Annotated in this window: 17 protein-coding genes; 9 read left to right on the top strand and 8 right to left on the bottom strand. The window is 70.0% G+C overall.

Annotated features, from left to right (window positions below; genetic code table 11):
* Positions 1-64: 64 nt before the first annotated feature.
* Both trpD and ACYVK7_RS11785 read right to left on the bottom strand, forming a co-directional pair.
* A complete protein-coding gene (gene trpD, locus ACYVK7_RS11790) occupies positions 65-1,126 on the bottom strand; it encodes an anthranilate phosphoribosyltransferase (protein WP_460887869.1) in 1,062 nt (353 codons plus the stop codon).
* Positions 1,123-1,560, bottom strand: coding sequence for a response regulator (locus ACYVK7_RS11785; RefSeq protein ID WP_460887868.1), 438 nt, complete (start codon positions 1,558-1,560; stop codon positions 1,123-1,125). Before ACYVK7_RS11785 ends, trpD begins: the two co-directional genes overlap by 4 nt.
* Positions 1,561-1,738: 178 nt before the next feature.
* Here ACYVK7_RS11785 and ctaE point away from each other — a divergent pair, with 178 nt between their 5' ends.
* The 6 genes from ctaE (at position 1,739) to qcrB (ACYVK7_RS11755) (ending at position 8,726) form a co-directional block, all read left to right on the top strand.
* Positions 1,739-2,392: an aa3-type cytochrome oxidase subunit III gene (ctaE, locus tag ACYVK7_RS11780; protein ID WP_460887867.1), complete on the top strand. Its 654-nt coding sequence runs from the start codon at positions 1,739-1,741 to the stop codon at positions 2,390-2,392.
* 106 nt (positions 2,393-2,498) lie between these two features.
* Positions 2,499-3,278 (top strand): cytochrome bc1 complex diheme cytochrome c subunit, encoded by a 780-nt coding sequence (gene qcrC / locus ACYVK7_RS11775; protein ID WP_460887866.1) that lies wholly within the window; start codon positions 2,499-2,501, stop codon positions 3,276-3,278.
* The gene (gene qcrA, locus ACYVK7_RS11770; RefSeq protein ID WP_460887865.1) at positions 3,275-4,357 is read left to right on the top strand and encodes a cytochrome bc1 complex Rieske iron-sulfur subunit; all 1,083 of its coding nucleotides are present in this window, start codon (positions 3,275-3,277) and stop codon (positions 4,355-4,357) included. The genes qcrC and qcrA overlap by 4 nt, the downstream gene beginning before the upstream one ends.
* A complete protein-coding gene (gene qcrB, locus ACYVK7_RS11765; RefSeq protein WP_460887864.1) occupies positions 4,354-6,084 on the top strand; it encodes a cytochrome bc1 complex cytochrome b subunit in 1,731 nt (576 codons plus the stop codon). The genes qcrA and qcrB (ACYVK7_RS11765) overlap by 4 nt, the downstream gene beginning before the upstream one ends.
* A 166-nt stretch (positions 6,085-6,250) precedes the next feature.
* Positions 6,251-6,880 carry a superoxide dismutase gene (locus tag ACYVK7_RS11760; RefSeq protein WP_460887863.1) on the top strand — a complete coding sequence of 210 codons (630 nt, stop codon included), beginning with the start codon at positions 6,251-6,253 and terminating at the stop codon, positions 6,878-6,880.
* 169 nt (positions 6,881-7,049) lie between these two features.
* Positions 7,050-8,726 (top strand): cytochrome bc1 complex cytochrome b subunit, encoded by a 1,677-nt coding sequence (gene qcrB / locus ACYVK7_RS11755; RefSeq protein WP_460887862.1) that lies wholly within the window; start codon positions 7,050-7,052, stop codon positions 8,724-8,726.
* A gap of 54 nt (positions 8,727-8,780) precedes the next feature.
* Here qcrB (ACYVK7_RS11755) and ACYVK7_RS11750 read toward each other — a convergent pair whose 3' ends face one another.
* From ACYVK7_RS11750 to ACYVK7_RS11735, 4 genes are read right to left on the bottom strand one after another with little or no spacing between them, the layout of a single operon-like run.
* On the bottom strand, positions 8,781-9,062 hold the full coding sequence (locus ACYVK7_RS11750; protein ID WP_460887861.1) for an Lrp/AsnC family transcriptional regulator: 282 nt from the start codon (positions 9,060-9,062) through the stop codon (positions 8,781-8,783).
* On the bottom strand, positions 9,056-10,852 hold the full coding sequence (locus tag ACYVK7_RS11745; RefSeq protein WP_460887934.1) for a DEDD exonuclease domain-containing protein: 1,797 nt from the start codon (positions 10,850-10,852) through the stop codon (positions 9,056-9,058). Before ACYVK7_RS11745 ends, ACYVK7_RS11750 begins: the two co-directional genes overlap by 7 nt.
* Positions 10,853-10,887: 35 nt before the next feature.
* A complete protein-coding gene (locus ACYVK7_RS11740) occupies positions 10,888-11,718 on the bottom strand; it encodes a phosphoribosylaminoimidazolesuccinocarboxamide synthase (RefSeq protein WP_460887860.1) in 831 nt (276 codons plus the stop codon).
* 10 nt (positions 11,719-11,728) lie between these two features.
* Positions 11,729-13,369 carry an alpha-amylase family glycosyl hydrolase gene (locus tag ACYVK7_RS11735; protein WP_460887859.1) on the bottom strand — a complete coding sequence of 547 codons (1,641 nt, stop codon included), beginning with the start codon at positions 13,367-13,369 and terminating at the stop codon, positions 11,729-11,731.
* Positions 13,370-13,416: 47 nt separating this feature from the next.
* Here ACYVK7_RS11735 and ACYVK7_RS11730 point away from each other — a divergent pair, with 47 nt between their 5' ends.
* Entirely contained in the window at positions 13,417-14,853 is a 1,437-nt protein-coding gene (locus ACYVK7_RS11730; protein ID WP_460887858.1) for a sulfatase family protein, read from the top strand.
* 31 nt (positions 14,854-14,884) lie between these two features.
* Here ACYVK7_RS11730 and ACYVK7_RS11725 read toward each other — a convergent pair whose 3' ends face one another.
* Complete coding sequence (locus ACYVK7_RS11725; protein WP_460887857.1) at positions 14,885-15,649, bottom strand: lysophospholipid acyltransferase family protein; 765 nt, start codon at positions 15,647-15,649, stop codon at positions 14,885-14,887.
* A gap of 54 nt (positions 15,650-15,703) precedes the next feature.
* On the opposite strand from ACYVK7_RS11725, the gene ACYVK7_RS11720 reads away from it, so the two are divergent.
* Positions 15,704-16,369, top strand: a complete 666-nt coding sequence (locus ACYVK7_RS11720) for a hypothetical protein (RefSeq protein ID WP_460887856.1) — start codon at positions 15,704-15,706, stop codon at positions 16,367-16,369.
* Positions 16,370-16,492: 123 nt separating this feature from the next.
* On the opposite strand, the gene ACYVK7_RS11715 is transcribed toward ACYVK7_RS11720, so the two are convergent.
* Positions 16,493-17,437 carry an ROK family glucokinase gene (locus ACYVK7_RS11715; protein ID WP_460887855.1) on the bottom strand — a complete coding sequence of 315 codons (945 nt, stop codon included), beginning with the start codon at positions 17,435-17,437 and terminating at the stop codon, positions 16,493-16,495.
* A 165-nt stretch (positions 17,438-17,602) separates the two neighbouring features.
* Here ACYVK7_RS11715 and ACYVK7_RS11710 point away from each other — a divergent pair, with 165 nt between their 5' ends.
* Positions 17,603-19,435: an AMP-dependent synthetase/ligase gene (locus tag ACYVK7_RS11710; RefSeq protein ID WP_460887854.1), complete on the top strand. Its 1,833-nt coding sequence runs from the start codon at positions 17,603-17,605 to the stop codon at positions 19,433-19,435.
* Positions 19,436-19,443 lie beyond the last annotated feature (8 nt).

Below are 19,443 nucleotides of genomic sequence, written 5' to 3'. Positions count from 1 at the left end.
GTGACCGGTCCGCGATGACGGCTCGGGCCGGACACCCGTCGGGTGTCCGGCCCGAGCTTCGTGATCAGCGGCTCGCGGCGACCCAGCGGTCCAGCACGGCCTGTGCGGCGCCGGAGTCCACGGCCTGCGCCGCCAGCTCGATGCCCGCGGTGAGGCGCTCCGCGAGCGTCCCGGAGCCGGTGCCCGGCAGCGTGCCGTCGGCGACGAGGCCGGACGCCGCGTTGAGGAGCACGGTCTCGCGCACCGGACCGTCCTCGCCCGCGAAGACCGCGCGCGCTACCCCGGCGTTGTAGGCGGCGTCGTGGCCACGCAGGTCCTCCACCTTGATGCGGGTGAGACCGAGGTCGGCGGCAGGGTCGAGTCGGTGCTCGACCACCGTGCCGCCCGCGTCCCCGGGGAGTACCTCCCACACCGTGGCGCCCGCCGTGGCGGCGAGCTCGTCCAGGCCCTCGTCGCCCCGGAACACGAGCGCCGACTTGCCCCGCTCGGCGAACACGCCGGCCATCAGCGGCGCCATCCGCGCGTCAGCACACCCGACGGCGGCGGCGCGCGGCTGGGCGGGGTTGGTGAGGGGGCCCAGGAAGTTGAACGCCGTCGGCACTCCCAGCTCCCTGCGGGTCTGGCCCGCGTGCCGCATGGACGGGTGGAAGGCCGCGGCGAAGCAGAAGGTGATGCCGGCCTCGCGGGCGATCTGCGCCACGCGGTCCGGGGCGTGGTCCAGCCGGATGCCGAGCTCCTCGAGCACGTCCGCGCTGCCCGACGACGACGAGGCCGCCCGGTTGCCGTGCTTCACCACCCGCAGACCTGTACCCGCGATGACCACGGACGCCATCGTGGAGATGTTCACGGTGTGCGCGCGGTCGCCGCCGGTGCCGACGATGTCGACGGACGGGCCAGGCACCTCGATCCGGGTCGCGTGCCGGACCATCGAGTCGGTCAGCCCGGCGAGCTCCTCGACGGTCTCACCCTTGGCACGCAGCGCCACGAGGAACCCGCCGAGCTGGACGGGGGAGACCTCGCCCGTCATCACCTGGTCCATCGCCCAGGCGGCTTCGGCCTGGCTCAGGTCCGTCCCGGTGATCAGCCCGGCGAGCAGGCCGGACCACGTGGGTGCCTCGAGGTTCACGCGGCGCCCGCCAGGAGCTGCGCGACTGCCTCCTGGACCTTGATGGCGTCGAGGGGTCGGGCCACCACGCCGTCGGCCAGGGACCACGAGGCGAGCCAGGCGTCCTCAGGGCGGCCCGTGAGGACGAGTACCGGCGGGCACTCGTAGATCTCGTTCTTGAGCTGGCGGCACAGGCCCATGCCGCCGGTCTGGTCGGCCTCACCGTCGAGGACGAGCAGGTCCCACGTCTCGTTGTCGGCCTTGTCCACCACGGCGGCGGGGGTGGCGGCCTCGGTCCAGTCGATGTCGGGCGCACCTGCGTGCAGGCGCGGGCCGACGGCGAGCCGTACCTGCTCACGTACTGTGCGGTCGTCGCTGTACAGGAGGACTCGCGGGCTCGACGTCGCCACACCGTTCGCACCTGCGCTGGTCACATCCGTCGTCATGCCGGTCATGCGTCGATCGTGGCACAGTCCCCGCTCGGACGGCAGACATGTCCACCCTCTTTTCATGGCACTCTGCCGAATCCCGTCAGCAAGAGACGCCGCAGGTAGGGCGTTGGATGGACTTTGTGAGATTCGACGCGAGCGCCCGGGGCGCTTCGGCGTTCGGGACTCCCGAACGTCGGCCATAATGGCTGTCGTGTCGACCGCAACGGCTGCAGCCACCCCCACGCACCAGCACGTGACAGTCAATCGCCCGAACCCGGTCTCGGTCGGGACGATTGTCTGGCTCGCGAGCGAGCTCATGTTCTTCGCCGCGCTCTTCGCGATGTACTTCACGGTCAGGCAGACGATGCCTGCCGAGGAGTGGGCGCTGCAGACGGACAAGCTGAACATCACCTTCTCGACGATCAACACGATCGTCCTGGTGCTGTCCTCGTTCACCTGCCAGTGGGCGGTCTTCAAGGCCGAGCAGTTCAAGCCGTCGCGTTCCGGGAAGCTGTACCAGTTCTGGACGTGGGGCATGCACGAGTGGCTCACGATGACCTACGTGATGGGTGCGTTCTTCATCGGCGGCCAGATCTTCGAGTACACCGAGCTGGTCCACCAGGGCCTGACGATCTCGTCCAGCGCGTACGGCTCGGTCTTCTACATGACCACCGGCTTCCACGGCCTGCACGTGACCGGCGGTCTGATCGCATTCCTCTTCGTGCTCGGCCGCTCCTTCGCCGCCAAGCGCTTCGGCCACCACGAGGCCACCACCACGATCGTCACGTCCTACTACTGGCACTTCGTCGACGTGGTGTGGATCGCGCTGTTCGCGGTGATCTACCTGCTGCAGTGACCCCGTAGCGAGCACGCCTCGTGGCGTGCGTCCATCGCGGCCCGTGCGGTGGCATAGGTTCATAACAGAGAAGCTCAAACACTCACAGCGAGACGAGGACATTTTCGTGAAGGCACTCGCCGCCCGCAGGCACCACCGGTTGGCTCCGGTCGTGCTCCTGCTGCTGGCGCTGCTGACCACGGGCGGCGTCTATGCCGCCCTGGCTCCGAGTACGGCTCAGGCCGAGACCGTCAGCACCGCGGACATCGAGACCGGTAAGAAGTTGTTCCAGGCCAACTGCGCGACGTGCCACGGCCCGGACGCCCAGGGCACCGACGGCGTGCCGTCCCTGGTTGGCGTCGGCGCAGCCGCCGTCGACTTCCAGGTGTCGACCGGTCGCATGCCGATGCAGATGAACGGCCCGCAGGCCGAGGCCAAGCCGCCGCAGTTCGGCGAGGAGGACACCGCGGCCCTTGCCGCCTACGTCGCCTCGCTGGGCGCGGGCCCTGCCATCCCCACGGACGAGCAGGTGGACGCCTCGAAGGGCGATGCCGCCAACGGCATGGCCCTGTTCCGTACCAACTGCGCCATGTGCCACAACGCCGTGGGCGCGGGCGGTGCGCTCTCGGAGGGCAAGTTCGCGCCCGCGCTGTGGGACACGTCCGAGCGGAACCTCTACCAGGCGATGCTCACCGGCCCGCAGTCCATGCCGGTGTTCAACGACGCGAACATCACGCCTGACGAGAAGCGCGACATCATCTCCTTCCTCGTCGAGCAGCGTGAAGGTTCGGCCGGCGGCGTCTCACTCGGCTCTCTCGGACCGGTGTCCGAGGGCCTGTGGGCGTTCGTGATCGGCATGGGCCTGCTGATCGGCGCCGCTGTGTGGATCGGAGCGAAGTCCTCGTGAGCGAGAACCAGAACGAGAACCAGAACACCCTGGGCGACGCGTCGTCCGACGTGACGGTGTCCCGCGAGCCGGGCTCCGCCGTCGGGCCCGCCGACCGGTTCCAGGACCCGGGTGTTCCGGAGCACAAGAAGCGCCTGACCGACACCGACCCGAGCGCGGCCAAGCGCGCCGAGCGCACGGTGACGATCCTGTTCGTCCTGTCGATCCTCGGCACCATCGGCTCGATCGTCGCCTACGTGATGGTTCCGCCGGACGGCACGACGTCGGGCGTCCGGCTGTCGACGCTCCTGATCGGCCTCGGCCTCACCGTGTCGCTGCTCGGCATCGGCATCGCGGGCATCCACTGGGCCAAGACGCTCATGGGCGACCGCGAGTTCGTGCAGGAGCGCCACACGCTCGCGACGCAGGGCGAGGACCGCGAGACCGCGATCAAGGACCTCGACGAGGGCCTCGCGGACTCCGGTGTCGTCGGACGCCGCGGCATGCTCAAGGGCGCGTTCTTCGGTGCCCTGGCGCTGTTCCCGCTCGCCATCGCCGTGCCGCTGATCGGCTCGGTGGGTGGCGACTGGAACATCTCCAAGTTCAAGCACACGATGTGGCAGCGGGGCACGCGCCTCGCGATCGACCCGTCGGGTCGCCCCATCAAGGCCAGCGACGTCACCGTGGGTTCGGTCTTCCACGTGGTCCCGGAGACCACCGAGGAGTACCGCGAGACGCACGAGTGGATCACGGAGAAGTCGAAGGCCGTCGTGCTGATGGTGCGCCTCAACCCGGAGGACCTCCGGACCGACCAGTCGCCCGAGGGCGAGGACTGGTCGTACGAGGGCATCGTCGCCTACTCGAAGATCTGCACGCACGTGGGCTGCCCGGTGGCGCTCTACGAGCAGCAGACGCACCACCTCCTGTGCCCCTGCCACCAGTCGACGTTCGACATCGCCGACAGCGCGAAGGTCGTCTTCGGCCCGGCCAACCGCCGGCTGCCGCAGCTGCCGATCACCGTCGACTCCGAGGGCTACCTCGTGGCGCAGGACGACTTCGCCGAGCCCATCGGCCCGAGCTTCTGGGAGCGCCTGAAGTGAGCACCGCGACCGACGACACCAAGCGCGAGGCACCGGCCAAGCCGACGACGCCCGTCGGCAAGGCCGCTGACTACCTCGACCAGCGCACCTCCATCGGCGTGGCCGTCAAGGAGTTCGCGCGCAAGGTCTTCCCGGACCACTGGTCCTTCATGCTGGGCGAGATCGCCCTGTTCTCGTTCGTGGTGCTGATCATCTCGGGCATCTTCCTGACGATGTTCTTCGAGCCGTCGATGGCGCTGACGCGCTACGAGGGAGAGCACCCGGCGAGCATGCACGGCGAGCTCATGTCCGTGGCGTTCGCCTCGACGGTCGAGATGTCGTTCGAGGTGCGCGGCGGTCTGCTGATGCGGCAGATCCACCACTGGTCGGCGCTCGTCTTCATGGCGTCGATCGTGGTGCACATGATGCGCGTGTTCTTCACCGGCGCGTTCCGCAAGCCGCGCGAGATCAACTGGATCGTCGGCCTCATCCTGATGATCCTCGGCCTGGCCGCCGGCTTCACCGGCTACTCCCTGCCGGACGACGTGCTGTCGGGCAACGGTCTGCGTATCACCGACGGCGTGGTCAAGGCGATCCCGGTGATCGGCTCGTTCATGTCGTACATGATCTTCGGCGGCGAGTTCCCGGGGCACCACATCGTGCCGCGGCTGTTCACGATGCACATCCTGGTGGTGCCGGGCATCCTGCTGGCGCTCATCGCGCTGCACCTGTTCCTCATGGTGCTGCAGAAGCACACGCAGTACCCGGGTGGTGGCCGCACCGACAAGAACGTGGTGGGCTACCCGGCCCTCCCGGTGTACGTCGCCAAGATGACCGGCAACTTCTTCATCGTGTTCGGCGTGCTGGCGCTCATGGGTGCCACGCTCTCCATCAACAACGTGTGGAACTACGGCGCCTTCGACCCGTCGCCGGTCTCCGCCGGCGCCCAGCCGGACTGGTACATGCTGTTCCTGGAGGGGTCGCTGCGACTCATGCCAGGACCAGGCTGGGAATGGGTCATCTTCGGGTACACGATCCCGATGAACGTGATCATCCCCGCGATGGTCATCCCGGGCATCCTGTTCACGTTCCTGTTCGTCTACCCCTTCGTCGAGGCGCGGGTCACGGGCGACGACAAGGAGCACCACGTGCTCGACCGCCCGCGCAACAAGCCGGTGCGTACGGCCCTGGGTGTCGCGTTCCTCGCGGCGTTCATCATCCTGGCGCTCGCCGGGTCGAACGACCTCATCGCCACGCACTTCGCGTTGTCGATCAACGCGATCACATGGGTGTTCCGAGTCCTGTTCTTCGTCGGGCCGGTCTTCGCGTACTACATCACCAAGCGCATCTGCCTCGGGCTGCAGCGCAAGGACCGGGAGCTGGTGCTGCACGGCCACGAGTCGGGTCGCATCGTCCGCTTCGCGAACGGTGAGTACATCGAGGTCCACACCCCGCTCGACGAGCAGGAGCGCTGGCTGCGCGTCAACTACGAGGCTCCGGCACCGCTGACGCTCGCCCCGAAGACCGACGCGCGGGGTGTCAAGCGCAAGGGCTACGGCGCCGACAAGCGGTGGCACGGTCTGTCCCGGTTCTTCTACGAGGACCGCGTGGCGCCCGTGACTCCGGCGGAGATCGAGGCCTCGCACTCGCACGGCGAGCACGACCAGCTGGCCGGGTCCGAGCATCATGGTGACTCCGAGCACCAGGCCGTCGAGGCCGGTGCGGGAACCACCTCGCGGGAGCACTGAGCGACCTGCGACACCAAGCGATGGCCTGTGTCTCCCGGTCCGCGACTGCGGCCGGGGACACGGGCCATTGCCGTCCCGGCGGGCACCACTGCGGCGCACGACCAGGACGGCGTCTTCCCCCCGCACACCGTCCGGTGTGCGGCCCGATCCTGGAGGTACCTCAGCAATGGCTGTTTACACGCTCCCTGACCTGACCTACGACTACGCCGCGCTCGAGCCGCACATCTCGGGCAAGATCATGGAGCTGCACCACTCCAAGCACCACGCGACGTACGTCAAGGGCGCGAACACTGCCCTCGAGCAGCTCGAGGAGGCCCGTGAGTCGGGCAACCTGGCGAACGTGAACAAGATCGAGAAGGACCTCGCGTTCAACCTCGGTGGTCACATCAACCACTCGATCTTCTGGACGAACATGGCGCCCGAGGCGGGCGGCGAGCCGACCGGCGACATCGCCGCGGCGATCGATGAGCACTTCGGCTCGTTCGAGAAGTTCAAGGCGCACTTCACCGCCGTCGCGGCTGGTGTGCAGGGCTCCGGCTGGGCGGTCCTGGCCTGGGACTCCATCGGCCAGAAGCTGGTCGTGGTCCAGCTGTTCGACCAGCAGGGCAACATCCCCTTCGCGCTCACCCCGGTCCTCATGCTGGACTGCTGGGAGCACGCCTACTACATCGACTACCTGAACGTGCGCCCGGACTACATCAAGGCCTGGTGGAACCTGGTGTCCTGGAGCAACGTCTCCGAGCGCCTGGCCCGGGCCAAGACGCAGACCGCGGGCCTCGTCGTCCCGTCGGCCTGACCCGCTGACCAGATCCGGCGCACCCTCGGGGACAGGCTTCCCGGGGTGCGCCGGATCTGTCGTGTCACGGATCGGACGGCTCATTCGTCATAGGGGTGGAAGCAGCACCTGGCACGGTGTCTACTGGGAGGACTGGTAGACACGTGTCTCCTACCCCAGGAGTGATGGCGTGGCAAAGCAGCAGCGTCCGACCGGCGTCGGCAGGGCCGCCGACTATCTGGACCAGCGCACGAGCATCGGTGTGCTGGTCAAGGAGTTCGCGCGCAAGGTGTTCCCGGACCACTGGTCCTTCATGCTGGGCGAGATCGCCCTGTTCTCGTTCGTCGTGCTCATCGCCTCGGGCTTCTTCCTGACGATGTTCTTCGAGCCGTCCATGGCACTGGTGCACTACGAGGGGGAGCACCCGGCCTCCATGCAGGGCCAGCTGATGTCGGCGGCGTTCAGCTCCACCGTGGAGATGTCGTTCGAGGTGCGCGGCGGTCTGCTGATGCGGCAGATCCACCACTGGTCGGCCCTGATCTTCGTGGCCTCGATCGTGGTGCACATGTTCCGGATCTTCTTCACCGGGGCGTTCCGCAAGCCGCGCGAGATCAACTGGATCGTCGGTGCCACGATGCTGATCCTGGCGCTGGCCGCCGGCTTCACCGGCTACTCGCTGCCGGACGACGTGCTGTCGGGCAACGGTCTGCGCATCATCGACGGCGTGGTCAAGTCGATCCCGGTGATCGGCTCGTGGCTGTCGATGGTCGTGTTCGGCGGCGAGTTCCCCGGGCACCACATCATCCCGCGGCTCTTCACCCTCCACATCTTCGTGATCCCCGGTCTGCTGATCGCGCTCATCGCGCTGCACCTGTTCCTCATGGTGCTGCAGAAGCACACGCAGTACCCGGGTGGTGGCCGCACCGACAAGAACGTGGTGGGCTACCCGGCTCTCCCGGTGTACGTCGCCAAGATGACCGGCAACTTCTTCATCATCGCGGGCGTGCTCACCCTGATGGGGTCCACGCTGGCGATCAACAACGTGTGGAACTACGGCCCGTACGACCCGTCGCCGGTGTCCGCGGGTACCCAGCCCGACTGGTACATCCTGTTCGTCGACGGCGCGCTGCGGCTCATGCCGGGTCCGGGTTGGGAGTGGGTCATCGGCGGGTACACGCTGAGCATGAACCTGCTGATCCCTGCCCTGGTGGTGCCGGGCATCCTGTTCACGCTGTTCTTCGGGTGGCCGTTCCTCGAGGCCAAGGTGACCGGGGACCACAGGGAGCACCACGTGCTGGACCGCCCGCGCAACCGGCCGGTGCGTACCGGGATGGGGGTCGCGATCCTCATCGCGTTCGTGGTCTGCGCCCTCGCCGCCACGAACGACCTCATCGCGACGCACTTCTCCCTCGACATCTTCGCGATCACCTGGGCGCTGCGCGTGCTCTTGTTCTTGGGCCCGGTGCTCGGTTTCTGGGTGACCAAGCGCGTGTGCCTCGGGCTGCAGCGCAAAGACCGTGAACTGGTGCTGCACGGGCACGAGTCCGGTCGCATCGTGCGGTTCGCCAACGGCGAGTACATCGAGGTGCACACGCCTCTCGACCCGGAGGAACGCTGGCTGCGCGTCAACTACGAGTCGCCGGCGCCCCTCGAGATCCAGCCCCTCACCGACGGGCGTGGTGTGCGGCGCCCGGGGTACAGGTCCGACCGGCGCTGGCAGCGGCTGTCGCGCTTCTTCTACGAGGATCGCGTGTCGCCGGTCACGCCCGCCGAGCTCGAGGCCGCGCACTCGCACGGCCGCCACGACGAGATCGAGCCGAGGACCCCGACGGGCGCCGGTGCGGTCAGCGGGCGGGACGGCGCCTAGACCCAGCCGTGGGGCGCGTACCCGGCCGGGCCGGTACGGACAGGGCCGGTACAGCTAGTCGTCGAGCCCCAGGGCGAACGCCTGCTCCAGGTCTGCCTTGGAGAAGGCGCGGAAGGCGATGAGGGTCTCGGTGTTCTGCACCCCTGGCACCTTGTTCACCGTGTCGGACACGACTCCGGCGAGCTGGTCGTGCTCGGGTACGCGCACGATGGCGACAAGGTCGGTCTTGCCCGTGACCGAGAAGACCTCGCTCACCCCGTCGATGTTCGCGACCTCCTGCGCGACCTCGGGGATGCGGGACGTCTCGGCGTCGATGAGGACGATCGCGGTCAGCATGCCGACATCGTATCCACGTGCTGCGAGTTCTCGGGCGGCGTGGGCTCTATCGAGGTGCGGACCCGGTCCGAGGCCCACGCCAGGTCCGCATGCGCACCCGCCGCTCGCACAGGGCACGCCCACGTGTCGCTGACGTGCACCAGCCGGACGCCGGGGGAGTCGAGCCACGCGATCAGCAGGTCGGTCTCCTCCGGGTGCGCGGCGGGCGCCGGCGGGACCGGGGGTTCGACGTGCTCCGCCGTCGTGCGGAGCACCGAGACGAGGGGGAGGGGATCGGCGCCGGGCGCGGAGACGTCGGTAGCGGCCAGCCGGCCGTGCTTGATCACGACGATCTCCCAGCCGCCCGGCCGGCCCGGCGCGTCGCCGATGCCCGAGGGGCGCGCCGCGACCAGCTCCGCGCACGTCGCGAGAGGCGCCAGCTTCTGCGCCCGGTGCGCACCCGAGACGAAGGCGCGCAAGCGGCGGGTGACCTCGCCCGCCTCCTCGTACCGTTCCTGGTGCGCGAGCGTCGCGATCCGGTCCGAGAGCGCACGCACCACCGGGGCGGGGTCACCGGTCAGCGCGGCGCGAGCGGCGTCGGCTACCCGGGCGTACGAGGTGTCGGGTGCCTGCGTCGCCACGCACGGGGCGGAGCAGCGTCCCATGCCGGCCAGGGCGCACGGGCTGCCCGGCCTCTTGGAGACCAGGGGGATGCGCGCGGTGCACTGACGGAGGTCCAGGGCGTCGTGCAGGGCGTGGACGGCCTCCTGCGCGGTGCGCCGGGACACGAACGGGCCGATGTGCGCGGCGCCCGCCACCACGCCGCCCACGACCGAGAGCCGAGGATAGGCCTCGTCGGTGAGCCGCACCCAGGAGTGCCGTTCCGGGAATTTCGAGCGCCGGTTGTAGCGCGGGGCGTGCTCGGCGATGAGCCGCAGCTCGCGCACCTGGGCCTCCAGAGAGGTGGCGCACGCGACCGGCGTGACCCGCTCGGCGATGCGCACCATCTCCGTGATCCGCTTCCGCTTCTCCGCGGCGGTGAAGTACGAGCGCACGCGCTTGCGGATGTTGACGGACGTACCGACGTACAGGACCTCGTCGCCCGGCCCCCGGAACAGGTAGACGCCGGGTGCGTCCGGCAGGTCGTCGGCCAGGTGCCGCTTGCGGCGCACCTCGGGCGGCACGGGGTCGGCCGCGGTCGCCAGGTCCTCGAGGTGCGTGACGCCCATCGGCGCGAGCCGGTCGAAGAGAGCGTGCAGCACGTCGACGGTCGCGCGCGCGTCCGCCAGCGCGCGGTGGTCGGGGGACACGCTCGCGTGGAACAGGTTCGCGAGGGTGGACAGCTTGTGGTTCGGGGCCTCGTCACGTGTGACCAGCCGCCGGGCGAGCGGCACCGTGTCGACGACGGGGAATCCCGGCCACTCGTAGTCGAGCCGGGCGCACATGGCCTTGAGGAAGCCGACGTCGAACGGCGCGTTGTGGGCCACCAGCACCGTGTCGCGCGCGAACTCCAGGAAGCTCGGCAGGACCAGTGCGATGTCCGGCGCCGTGGCGACCATGGCGTTGGTGATACCGGTCAGGCGCGCGATGAACGCGGGGACGGGCTGCCCAGGGTTCACGAGCGACTGGAACTCGCCCAGCACCTCGCCGCCGCGCACCTTCACCGCCCCGATCTCGGTGATGCCGCCCTCGGTGGAGTTCGTCCCGGTGGTCTCCAGGTCCACCACCACGAAGGTCACGTCCCGCAGCGGGGTGCCGAGCTCCTCGAAGGTGGCCTGGTAGGCGGAAGCGGTAGTGCTCACGGCGTGCACGCTAGCTGGCGCCACTGACACTCCCACCGAGCGGGTCAGGTCCAGGTGTCGCCCGTCAGCTGCTCGTAGATCTCGACGTAGCGGGCGCGGGTCTCCGCGACGACGTCGGCGGGGATCTCCGGGCCGGGGTACGTACGGTCCCAGCCGGTCAGCGTGGAGGACCAGTCGCGGACGAACTGCTTGTCGTACGACCACTGGCCACGGCCCGGCTCGTACTCGCTCGCCTTCCAGAAGCGCGACGAGTCCGGGGTGAGCACCTCGTCGGCCAGCGTCAGTACGCCGTCGGCGTCGGTGCCGAACTCGAACTTCGTGTCGGCGATCAGCACGCCGCGCTCGCGCGCGATCTCGGCGCCCCGGTCGTAGATCTCGAGCGAGAGGTCCCGCAGCTGGTTCGTCGTCTCCTCGCCCAGGTCCTTGGCGATCTCCTCGACCGAGATGTATTCGTCGTGGCCCTCGTCCGCCTTGGTCGACGGTGTGAAGACGGGCCGCGGGAGCCGGTCCGCCTCGACCAGGCCGGGTGGGAACGCGACGCCGGAGACGCTGCCCGTCTCGCGGTAGCTCTCCAGCCCACCGCCGGCCAGGTAGCCGCGCACGATGCACTCGACCGGGACGATCTCCAGGCGCTTGCAGCGTACTGCGCGGCCCTTCCACTCCTCGGGGACGTCCTCGCTGATCACGTGGTTGGGCACGAGGTCGGCGAACTGGCGGAACCACCAGAGCGAGATCTGCGTGAGGATCGCGCCCTTGTCGGGTACCGGCGTCGGCAGCACGACGTCGTAGACCGACACGCGGTCGGAAGCCACCAGAATCACATCGTCGCCGTCCGCGTAGACCTCGCGAACCTTGCCCTTACGGATCAGTTCCACGCGGCCAAGGTTAACCCGCCGGCCGCTGTCCGTCGGGCGCGTCCAGGTCCAGCACGGCGTACCCGTGGCCGTCGAGGTGCACCACGTCGTGCCCGCCGTCACCGGGTTCGACGCGGCACCGCCGGGCGAGCACCTCCCGTGCGCCCGCCGCGCCGTCGAGCGGCAGCCGCACCGCGGCCCGGCCCGGGTTGAGCACGACCGCGAGGGTGCCGCCCCGGAGGTACGCCATGGGGTAGGCCGTGGCGAGCACCTCGACGGGCGACTCGACGTCGAGCCGGCGGTCGCCGTGGCGCAGCGCGATGAGCTCGCGCACGAGGTGCAGCAGCGACTCCTCGTCGTCGAGCTGGGCGGCGACCGTCGGCCGGCCCGGGTCGGGGTCCTGCGGCAGGTACGTCGACGTGCCGGGGTTTCCAGGGCCCAGCGTGCCGTCCGGAAGGTCGCCCCACTGCATGGGGGTGCGCGAGCCGGACCGGTCGTAGGTCGGGCTCAGGCGGGAACCCTCCAGCGTCGGCGTGCCCGGCACGTAGCGCATGCCGATCTCGTCCCCGTAGTAGACGGACGGCATGGCGGGCCACGTCATGGTCAGCACGTGCCCCACGCGCGCCTGCTCGGCGTCCCGGTCGCCCGCGACCAGCCGGGTGAAGTCGTGGTTCGACGTCGGCAGGCCCACCACCCCGCCACGCCCGGCGGTCGCGATCGCCTCGGCCGCCTCGCGCCACGCACGGGCGAACGTCTCCGCGTCCCCGCGCGCGTCGGCGGCGGCCCAGGCCGGCACCTCGGCCCAGGCGGGGTTCACGGTCCCGGCGCTGTTGTTCCACAGGGAGCGCATCGGCAGGCCGTTGTCGTCGCCGCCGAACTGGAGGAAGAAGTCGGCGTGGAAGCCCGCGGGGACGGACACCCGGGGGTTGCCCCATTCGCTGACCAGCACCCGCCCGGGGTAGGCGTCGTCCAGCCAGGACCGGATCTCGCGCCAGAGCCTGCCCGTCTCGACGTGCCCGGGGTCGTCCTTGACGAGGGACGACGCCATGTCGACGCGGAAGCCTGCGACGCCGAGCTCGAACCAGTGCGCCATGATCTCGCGCAGCGCCGCACGGTTGGCCAGCGGACCGGGAGCGTCGACCGGCTGACGCCAGGGCTCCGCGGGGTCGAGGCGTGCGTAGCCGTAGTTCAGCGCAGGCTGGACCGGGAAGAAGTTGGGCAGGTAGAACCCGCCGCGCGTACCCGGACCCGGCTCGAAGCCGTCGACCGGCGCGTCGCTCCACACGAACCGGTGGTCGTCCGGGTCGTCGGCGGACGCACGGAACCACGGGTGCTGGTCGGACGTGTGGCCCGCCACGAGGTCGAGCAGCACCGAGATGCCGCGGCGGCCGGCGTCCTCGGTGAGCCGGGCGAGGTCGTCGTTCGTGCCGTACCGGGGAGCGATCCGCAGGAAGTCCGCGACGTCGTACCCGGCGTCGGCGAACGGCGAGACGAAGCACGGACTGATCCAGACGGCGTCCACCCCGAGCCAGGCGAGGTAGTCGAGCCGACCGGCGATCCCGGCGAGATCGCCGATCCCGTCGCCGTCGGCGTCCGCGAAGGACTGCGGGTAGATCTGGTACAGCACGGTACGACCCAGGCGCGCGGCGAGGTCGACGGCGGTGGAGGTCAACGGTCTGCTCCTTCGTCGGTATGGGGACAGTCTGGTAGGCAGGGCATATGAGCGCATCCGCCCGCAAGCCCGACATCGTCCTGATCCTCACCGACGACCACGCGGCGCACGCGGTCGGCGCGTACGGATCGGTGGTCAACACCACGCCCCGGATCGACGAGATCGCGGACGCGGGCTGGCGGCTCGACCACTGCTACGCGACGAACGCGCTGTGCACCCCGAGCCGGGCGTCGATCCTCACCGGCACGTACAGCCACGTGAACGGCGTGACCACGCTCTCGACGCCGATCGACGCGAGCCTGCCGACCTTCGTGACGCAGCTGCGCGACGCCGGCTACCGCACCGGGATCGTCGGCAAGTGGCACATGGGGCACGGCGACGGGCACGACCCGCAGGGGTTCGACTACTGGGACGTGCTGATCGAGCAGGGGGAGTACTTCGACCCGACGTTCCTGTCCGCGCAAGGACGCCGGACCGTTCCCGGGTACGCGACCGACGTCATCACGGACCTGGCGCTCGGGTGGGCGGACAGCCTGGACGACGACGCGCCGCTCTGCCTGCTGATCTGCCACAAGGCACCGCACCGTTCCTGGGAACCGGACGAGAGGCACAAGGACCTGTACTCGGGCCCGATCCCCGTGCCCGCGACGTTCACCGACGACTACGCCACGCGCACGTCCTCGGCACGCCGCTCCGCCATGCGCGTGGCGGACCACCTGACGCTGGACGACCTCAAGACCGAGCCGCCCGCCGGGCTCGGCTACGACGAGCTGGCGCTGTGGAAGTACCAGCGGTACATGGAGGACTACCTGCGCTGCGTCGCGTCGGTCGACGACAACGTGGGCCGGGTGACCGACTGGCTCCGCGAGCGCGGCCGGCTCGACGACACGCTGCTCATGTACTCGTCCGACCAGGGCTTCTTCCTCGGGGACCACGGCTGGTTCGACAAGCGGTACATGTACGAGGAGTCGATCCGGATGCCGTTCGTGCTGTCCTACCCGCGCCGTCTGCCCGCCGGCGGCGTGCACGCGGGGATCGTGACGAACGTGGACCTGGCCAGGACGGTGCTGGAGGCGGCGGGCGTGCCGGCGCACCCGGGCATGCAGGGCCGCAGCTTCTTCGCGGACCTCGCGGGGGACGGGGAACCGGGCGACGCACCGGAGGGCTTCTACTACCGCTACTGGGAGCACGACGACGGCAACCATCTCGCGGCCGCCCACTACGGGTACCGGGACTCCCGGTACAAGCTGATCTACTTCTACAACGACGGGCTCGGGCTCCCGGGCACCGGGCCGGGCCGGTACCCGGGGGAGTGGGAGCTCTACGACCTGGAGCGGGACCCGGACGAGCTGCACAACGTGGCCGAGGACCCCCGGTACGCGGAGGCCCGGGCCCGGCTCGAGGTGGCGCTGTGGGAGGCGCAGGCCGCCGTCGGCGACGAGCCGCACCCGCGCCAGCCGGTCCCGGCGGGGATCGTCGGCTGACCTCGCGGCCCACCTCCGTGGTGGCCGGCGGTCAGCGCCGTGGGCGCCTCGGCTTCTCGACCTCGGGCAGCGGCAGGCCGCCCGGACCCTCCTCCGACGCGGGGATCGGGGCCTCGCCCCGGGCGACGCGTTCCTTGGCGCTGGCCGCGTACGCGTCGACGTACTCCTGGCCGGAGAGTGCGAGGATCGCGTACTCGATCTCGTCGGCGACGGCGCGGAGCACGAACTTGTCGGTCTCCATACCCTTGTACCGGCTGAAGTCGAGCGGCTCGCCGATCACCGCGCCGAGCGGCATGAAGGTGGGCAGCCCCCGCCCGGGCGGCTGCGCGACGTCGGTGTCGACCATGGCGACGGGGATCACGGGCGCGCCGGACTCGAGAGCCATCCGGGCCACGCCCGTCTTCGCCTTGTAGAGGCGGCCGTCGGGGCTTCGGGTCCCTTCGGGATAGATGCCGAACAGGGTGCCCTCGCGCAGCACGCGCAGGCCGGTGCGCAGCGCCGCCTCGCTGGCCGCGCCCCCGGACCGGTCCACGGGGATGACGCCGATGCCCGTCATGAACCAGGCCACGATCTTGCCCTTGAGGCCTTTGCCCGTGAAGTAGTCGGACTTGCCGAGGAAGGTCACCCGGCGTGGGATCAGGAGCGGCAGGATGAACGAGTCGATCACCGCCAGGTGGTTGCTGGCGACGATCGCGGCGCCGGTCCGCGGCACGTTCTTCGCGCCGACGACCCATGGCTGGTACGCGAGGCGCAGCAGCGGGCCGACCAACACGTTCCGCATCACCCAGTAGAACAAGATTCCTCCTCAAGACCCGGCCCCGCGGGCCCCTGACGACAATAGAGTGTGCCCATGGCCGCATCGAACACCGACGACCGAGACGACGACGTGCCCGGCGACACCCCACGCGAGCTGGGCGACGACGACGTGGCCTCGCGCTGGGCCGACATCGTCGCCACGCTCGGCGACCTGGACTCCTCGCGGGCCGACGGCGCGGCCGCCGACCCTGACGAGCCCGCCGAATCCTCTCAGACTTCGCGGCCGGGTGCCGAGAGCCCTGTTGACGACCGCGACGACGTCGCCGGCGCACGCTCCGACGCGTCGGCCGCGGAGCCCCTCGATTCCGGCCGCGCCGACACCGACCGGGCTGACACCGACCGGGCCGGCGACGACCAGGCGGGCGGGCCGCGGCTGATCATGCCTGCCGGGCCGCGGGACTGGCCGCTGTCGCCGGAGTCCGAGGCGCTCGAGGAGGCGGAGTCACACTTCACCCCGCCGGAGCCACCCCCGCTCCTTTCGCGCGACCCGTTGCTGACGATGGCCTGGAGCTTCGTCGTGGGCGTGCCCACGCTGGCCCTCGTCGGGATGGTCGTGTCGGCGGCGATGCCGTCGGTGGCGATCCCGCCGCTGGTCGGGCAGATCGGCGTCGGCCTGTTCGTGGCGGGGCTCGGCGTGCTGATCTGGCGCATGCCGCACCAGCGGGACCCTGACGACGACGGACCGGGCGCCGTCGTCTGACCAACAACCCCCGCCGAGGTAGTCCCGTGGCGAGGTAGTCATCTGGCGAGGTAGTCACGTACGCGACTACCTCGCCAGATGACTACCTCGCCACGGGACTACCTCGGCAGGGTTCTGGGACGGTCAGCGGCGGGCTAGGTCCGCCGCGCCCACGATGCCTGCCTCGTTGCCGTGCTCGGCCAGCTCGATCTTCGCGACCGGCCGGTGCCCCATGGCGGACAGCTGCGCCTCGAAACCGCGGCGCACGGGCCCGAGCAGCAGCTCGCCGGCCGCGCCGACGCCGCCGCCGATGACGATGAGCTCGGGGTCGAGCAGGGCCGCCACGGACGCAGAGCCCTCACCGATCCAGCGGCCGAGGGTGGCCAGCAGCTCGACCGCCAGCTGGTCGCCCTCCTGGGCTGCCTCGGTCACCATCTTGCCCCGGATCTCCTCGGGGTCACCGCCGGCGAGCTCCAGCAGCCGCGCGGCCTGGTCGACGCGCGCGACGGCCGCGTGCTGCGCGTCGCGCTCCAGCGCGCTGCCCGACGCGTACTGCTCCCAGCAGCCCTCGTGGCCGCAGCCGCAGTAGTGGCCGTCCGGTACCACGCGCATGTGCCCGACCTCCGCCGCCATGCCCCACTTGCCGCGCACGAGCTCCCGCTCGGAGATCACGGCGCCGCCGAGACCGGTGCCGACGGTGAGCATGAGCATGTCGGTGGCGTCGCGGCCCGCGCCGAACCGGAACTCGGCCCAGCCGGCAGCGTTCGCGTCGTTCTCCACCACGATGGGCAGGTCGGCGTCCACGAGCTCCGCGACCCTCGCCGCCAGCGGGTACTCCCGCCAGGCGATGTTGGGGGCGAAGTTCACGGAGGTGCGGTCCGGGCTCACGAAGCCGGCTGCCGCCAGCCCGATCGCGCCCACCTCGTGCTCCTTGACGAGCTCGTTGCAGGCGTCGGCGATCGCCTTGTCGATGTGCGCGACGTCGTCGGCGTCGGTCTCCCGCCGCACCTGGGCGAGGATCTTGCCCTCCTCGTCGACGACTCCCACAGCGATCTTCGTGCCGCCGATGTCGACCCCGATGGCGTGCATTCGTCCTCACGTTCTCTCGTTGCACGACGGTCGTACCGACCGTCGAAAAGGAGGCTGCACCGAGTAGGTGCGCACAACCAGGGTAGCGACCGCTCGGGATGCAACACGCGGCGTCCGTTTCCCGGTATCTTTGCAGGCACGGTCAGTACTGCCACTGGAGTCAGAATGGACGAGATCTTCAGCCCGATCCTTATCGAGCTGCCCCCCACCTCCAACCTCAACGACGTGCTCGCTGAGCGGGTCGGCGCTGGTGCCGACAAGCCGATGATGGAGGTACCCGGCGGCCAGGGCGAGCCCTGGCGCGTCGTCACGGCCGGCCAGTTCGACGCCCAGGTGGTCGCCGTGGCCAAGGGTCTCGTGGCCCGCGGCATCGAACCGGGAGACCGGGTCGGCATCATGTGCCGCACCCGGTACGACTGGGCGGTGCTGGACTTCGCGGTCTGGGCCGCCGGAGCCGTGCCCGTGCCGATCTACGAGACGTCCTCGCCCGAGCAGGTCGAGTGGATCGCGTCCGACGCCGAGGTGAAGCTCGTCTTCGCCGAGACCGCCGGCAACGCCGCCACGGTCGCAGAGGTGCGTGACGCCTGCCCGCTCCTGTCCGAGGTGCTCGTCATCGACGACGGCGCGCTGGACGCGGTGGCGGCACAGGGCACCGACGTGCCGGACACGGAGATCGCCCGTCGCCGGGCCATCGCCGACCTGGACGACCTGGCCACGATCATCTACACCTCGGGGACGACCGGCAGGCCGAAGGGTGCCGAGCTGACCCACCGCAACTTCGCGTCGCTCGCGGTGAACGCCGTCGAGGCGGTGCCGGAGGTGTTCGCGAAGGACGGCGGACGCACCCTGCTCTTCATCCCGATGTCGCACGTGTTCGCCCGCTACATCCACGTGCTCGCCGTGGCGGGCGGTGTGGTCACCGGCCACTGGGCCGACACGTCGACGCTGGTCAACGGCCTCGGCGAGTTCAAGCCGACGTTCATCCTCGCCGTGCCGCGCGTGTTCGAGAAGGTCTACAACACCGCGGAGCAGACGGCGGCGGCCGGCGGCAAGGCGAAGATCTTCCACTGGGCCACCGCGACCGGGATCGCCTGGTCGCGAGCGCTCGACACGCCGTCGGGCCCGAGCCTGGGCCTGCGGTTGCAGCACAAGGTCGCCAGCGCCCTGGTGTTCTCCAAGCTGCGCGCCCGGCTGGGCGGCCAGGCGGAGTTCGCGGTGTCGGGCGGCGGGCCGCTCGGTGAGCGGCTCGGCCACTTCTACCGAGGGCTGGGCCTGAAGGTGCTCGAGGGTTACGGGCTCACCGAGTCGACGGCGCCCACCAGCGTGAACCGGCCGTCGGCGACGAAGATCGGCTCGGTCGGCCTGCAGCTGCCCGGCTGCGGCGTCAAGATCGCCGCCGACTCGGAGATCTTGCTCAAGGGCCACCACATGTTCCGGGCCTACCACAAGAACGAGGCGGCGACGGCGGAGGCGTTCACCGACGACGGCTGGTTCCGCACCGGAGACCTCGGGGTGCTGGACGACGACGGGTTCCTCACGATCACCGGCCGCAAGAAGGAGATCATCGTCACCGCGGGCGGCAAGAACGTGGCGCCCTCGAACCTCGAGGACCGCATCAGGGCGCACGCGCTGGTGAGCCAGTGCGTGGTGGTCGGTGACAACCGGCCCTTCATCGGTGCGCTCATGACGCTCGACGCCGAGGGGCTGCCGGGCTGGCTCAAGATGCACGGCAAGCCGGCGCTGTCCGTCGACGAGGCTCGGAAGGACCCGGACGTGCTGGCCGCGCTGGACTCCGCCGTGCAGCGCGCCAACAAGGCGGTCTCCCAGGCGGAGTCGATCCGCAAGTACACCGTGCTGCCGGGCGACCTGACCATCGAGAACGGATATCTGACGCCGAAGCAGAGCGTGAAGCGCGCGGTGTTCCTCAAGGATTTCGACGCCGACGTCGAGCGGCTGTACGCGGACAAGAACAAGGAGAGCCTGCACCTGATCGGCTGAGCCCTCCC

Source organism: Promicromonospora xylanilytica (assembly GCF_054782895.1).
This window is presented reverse-complemented; position numbering and strand designations above follow the sequence as displayed.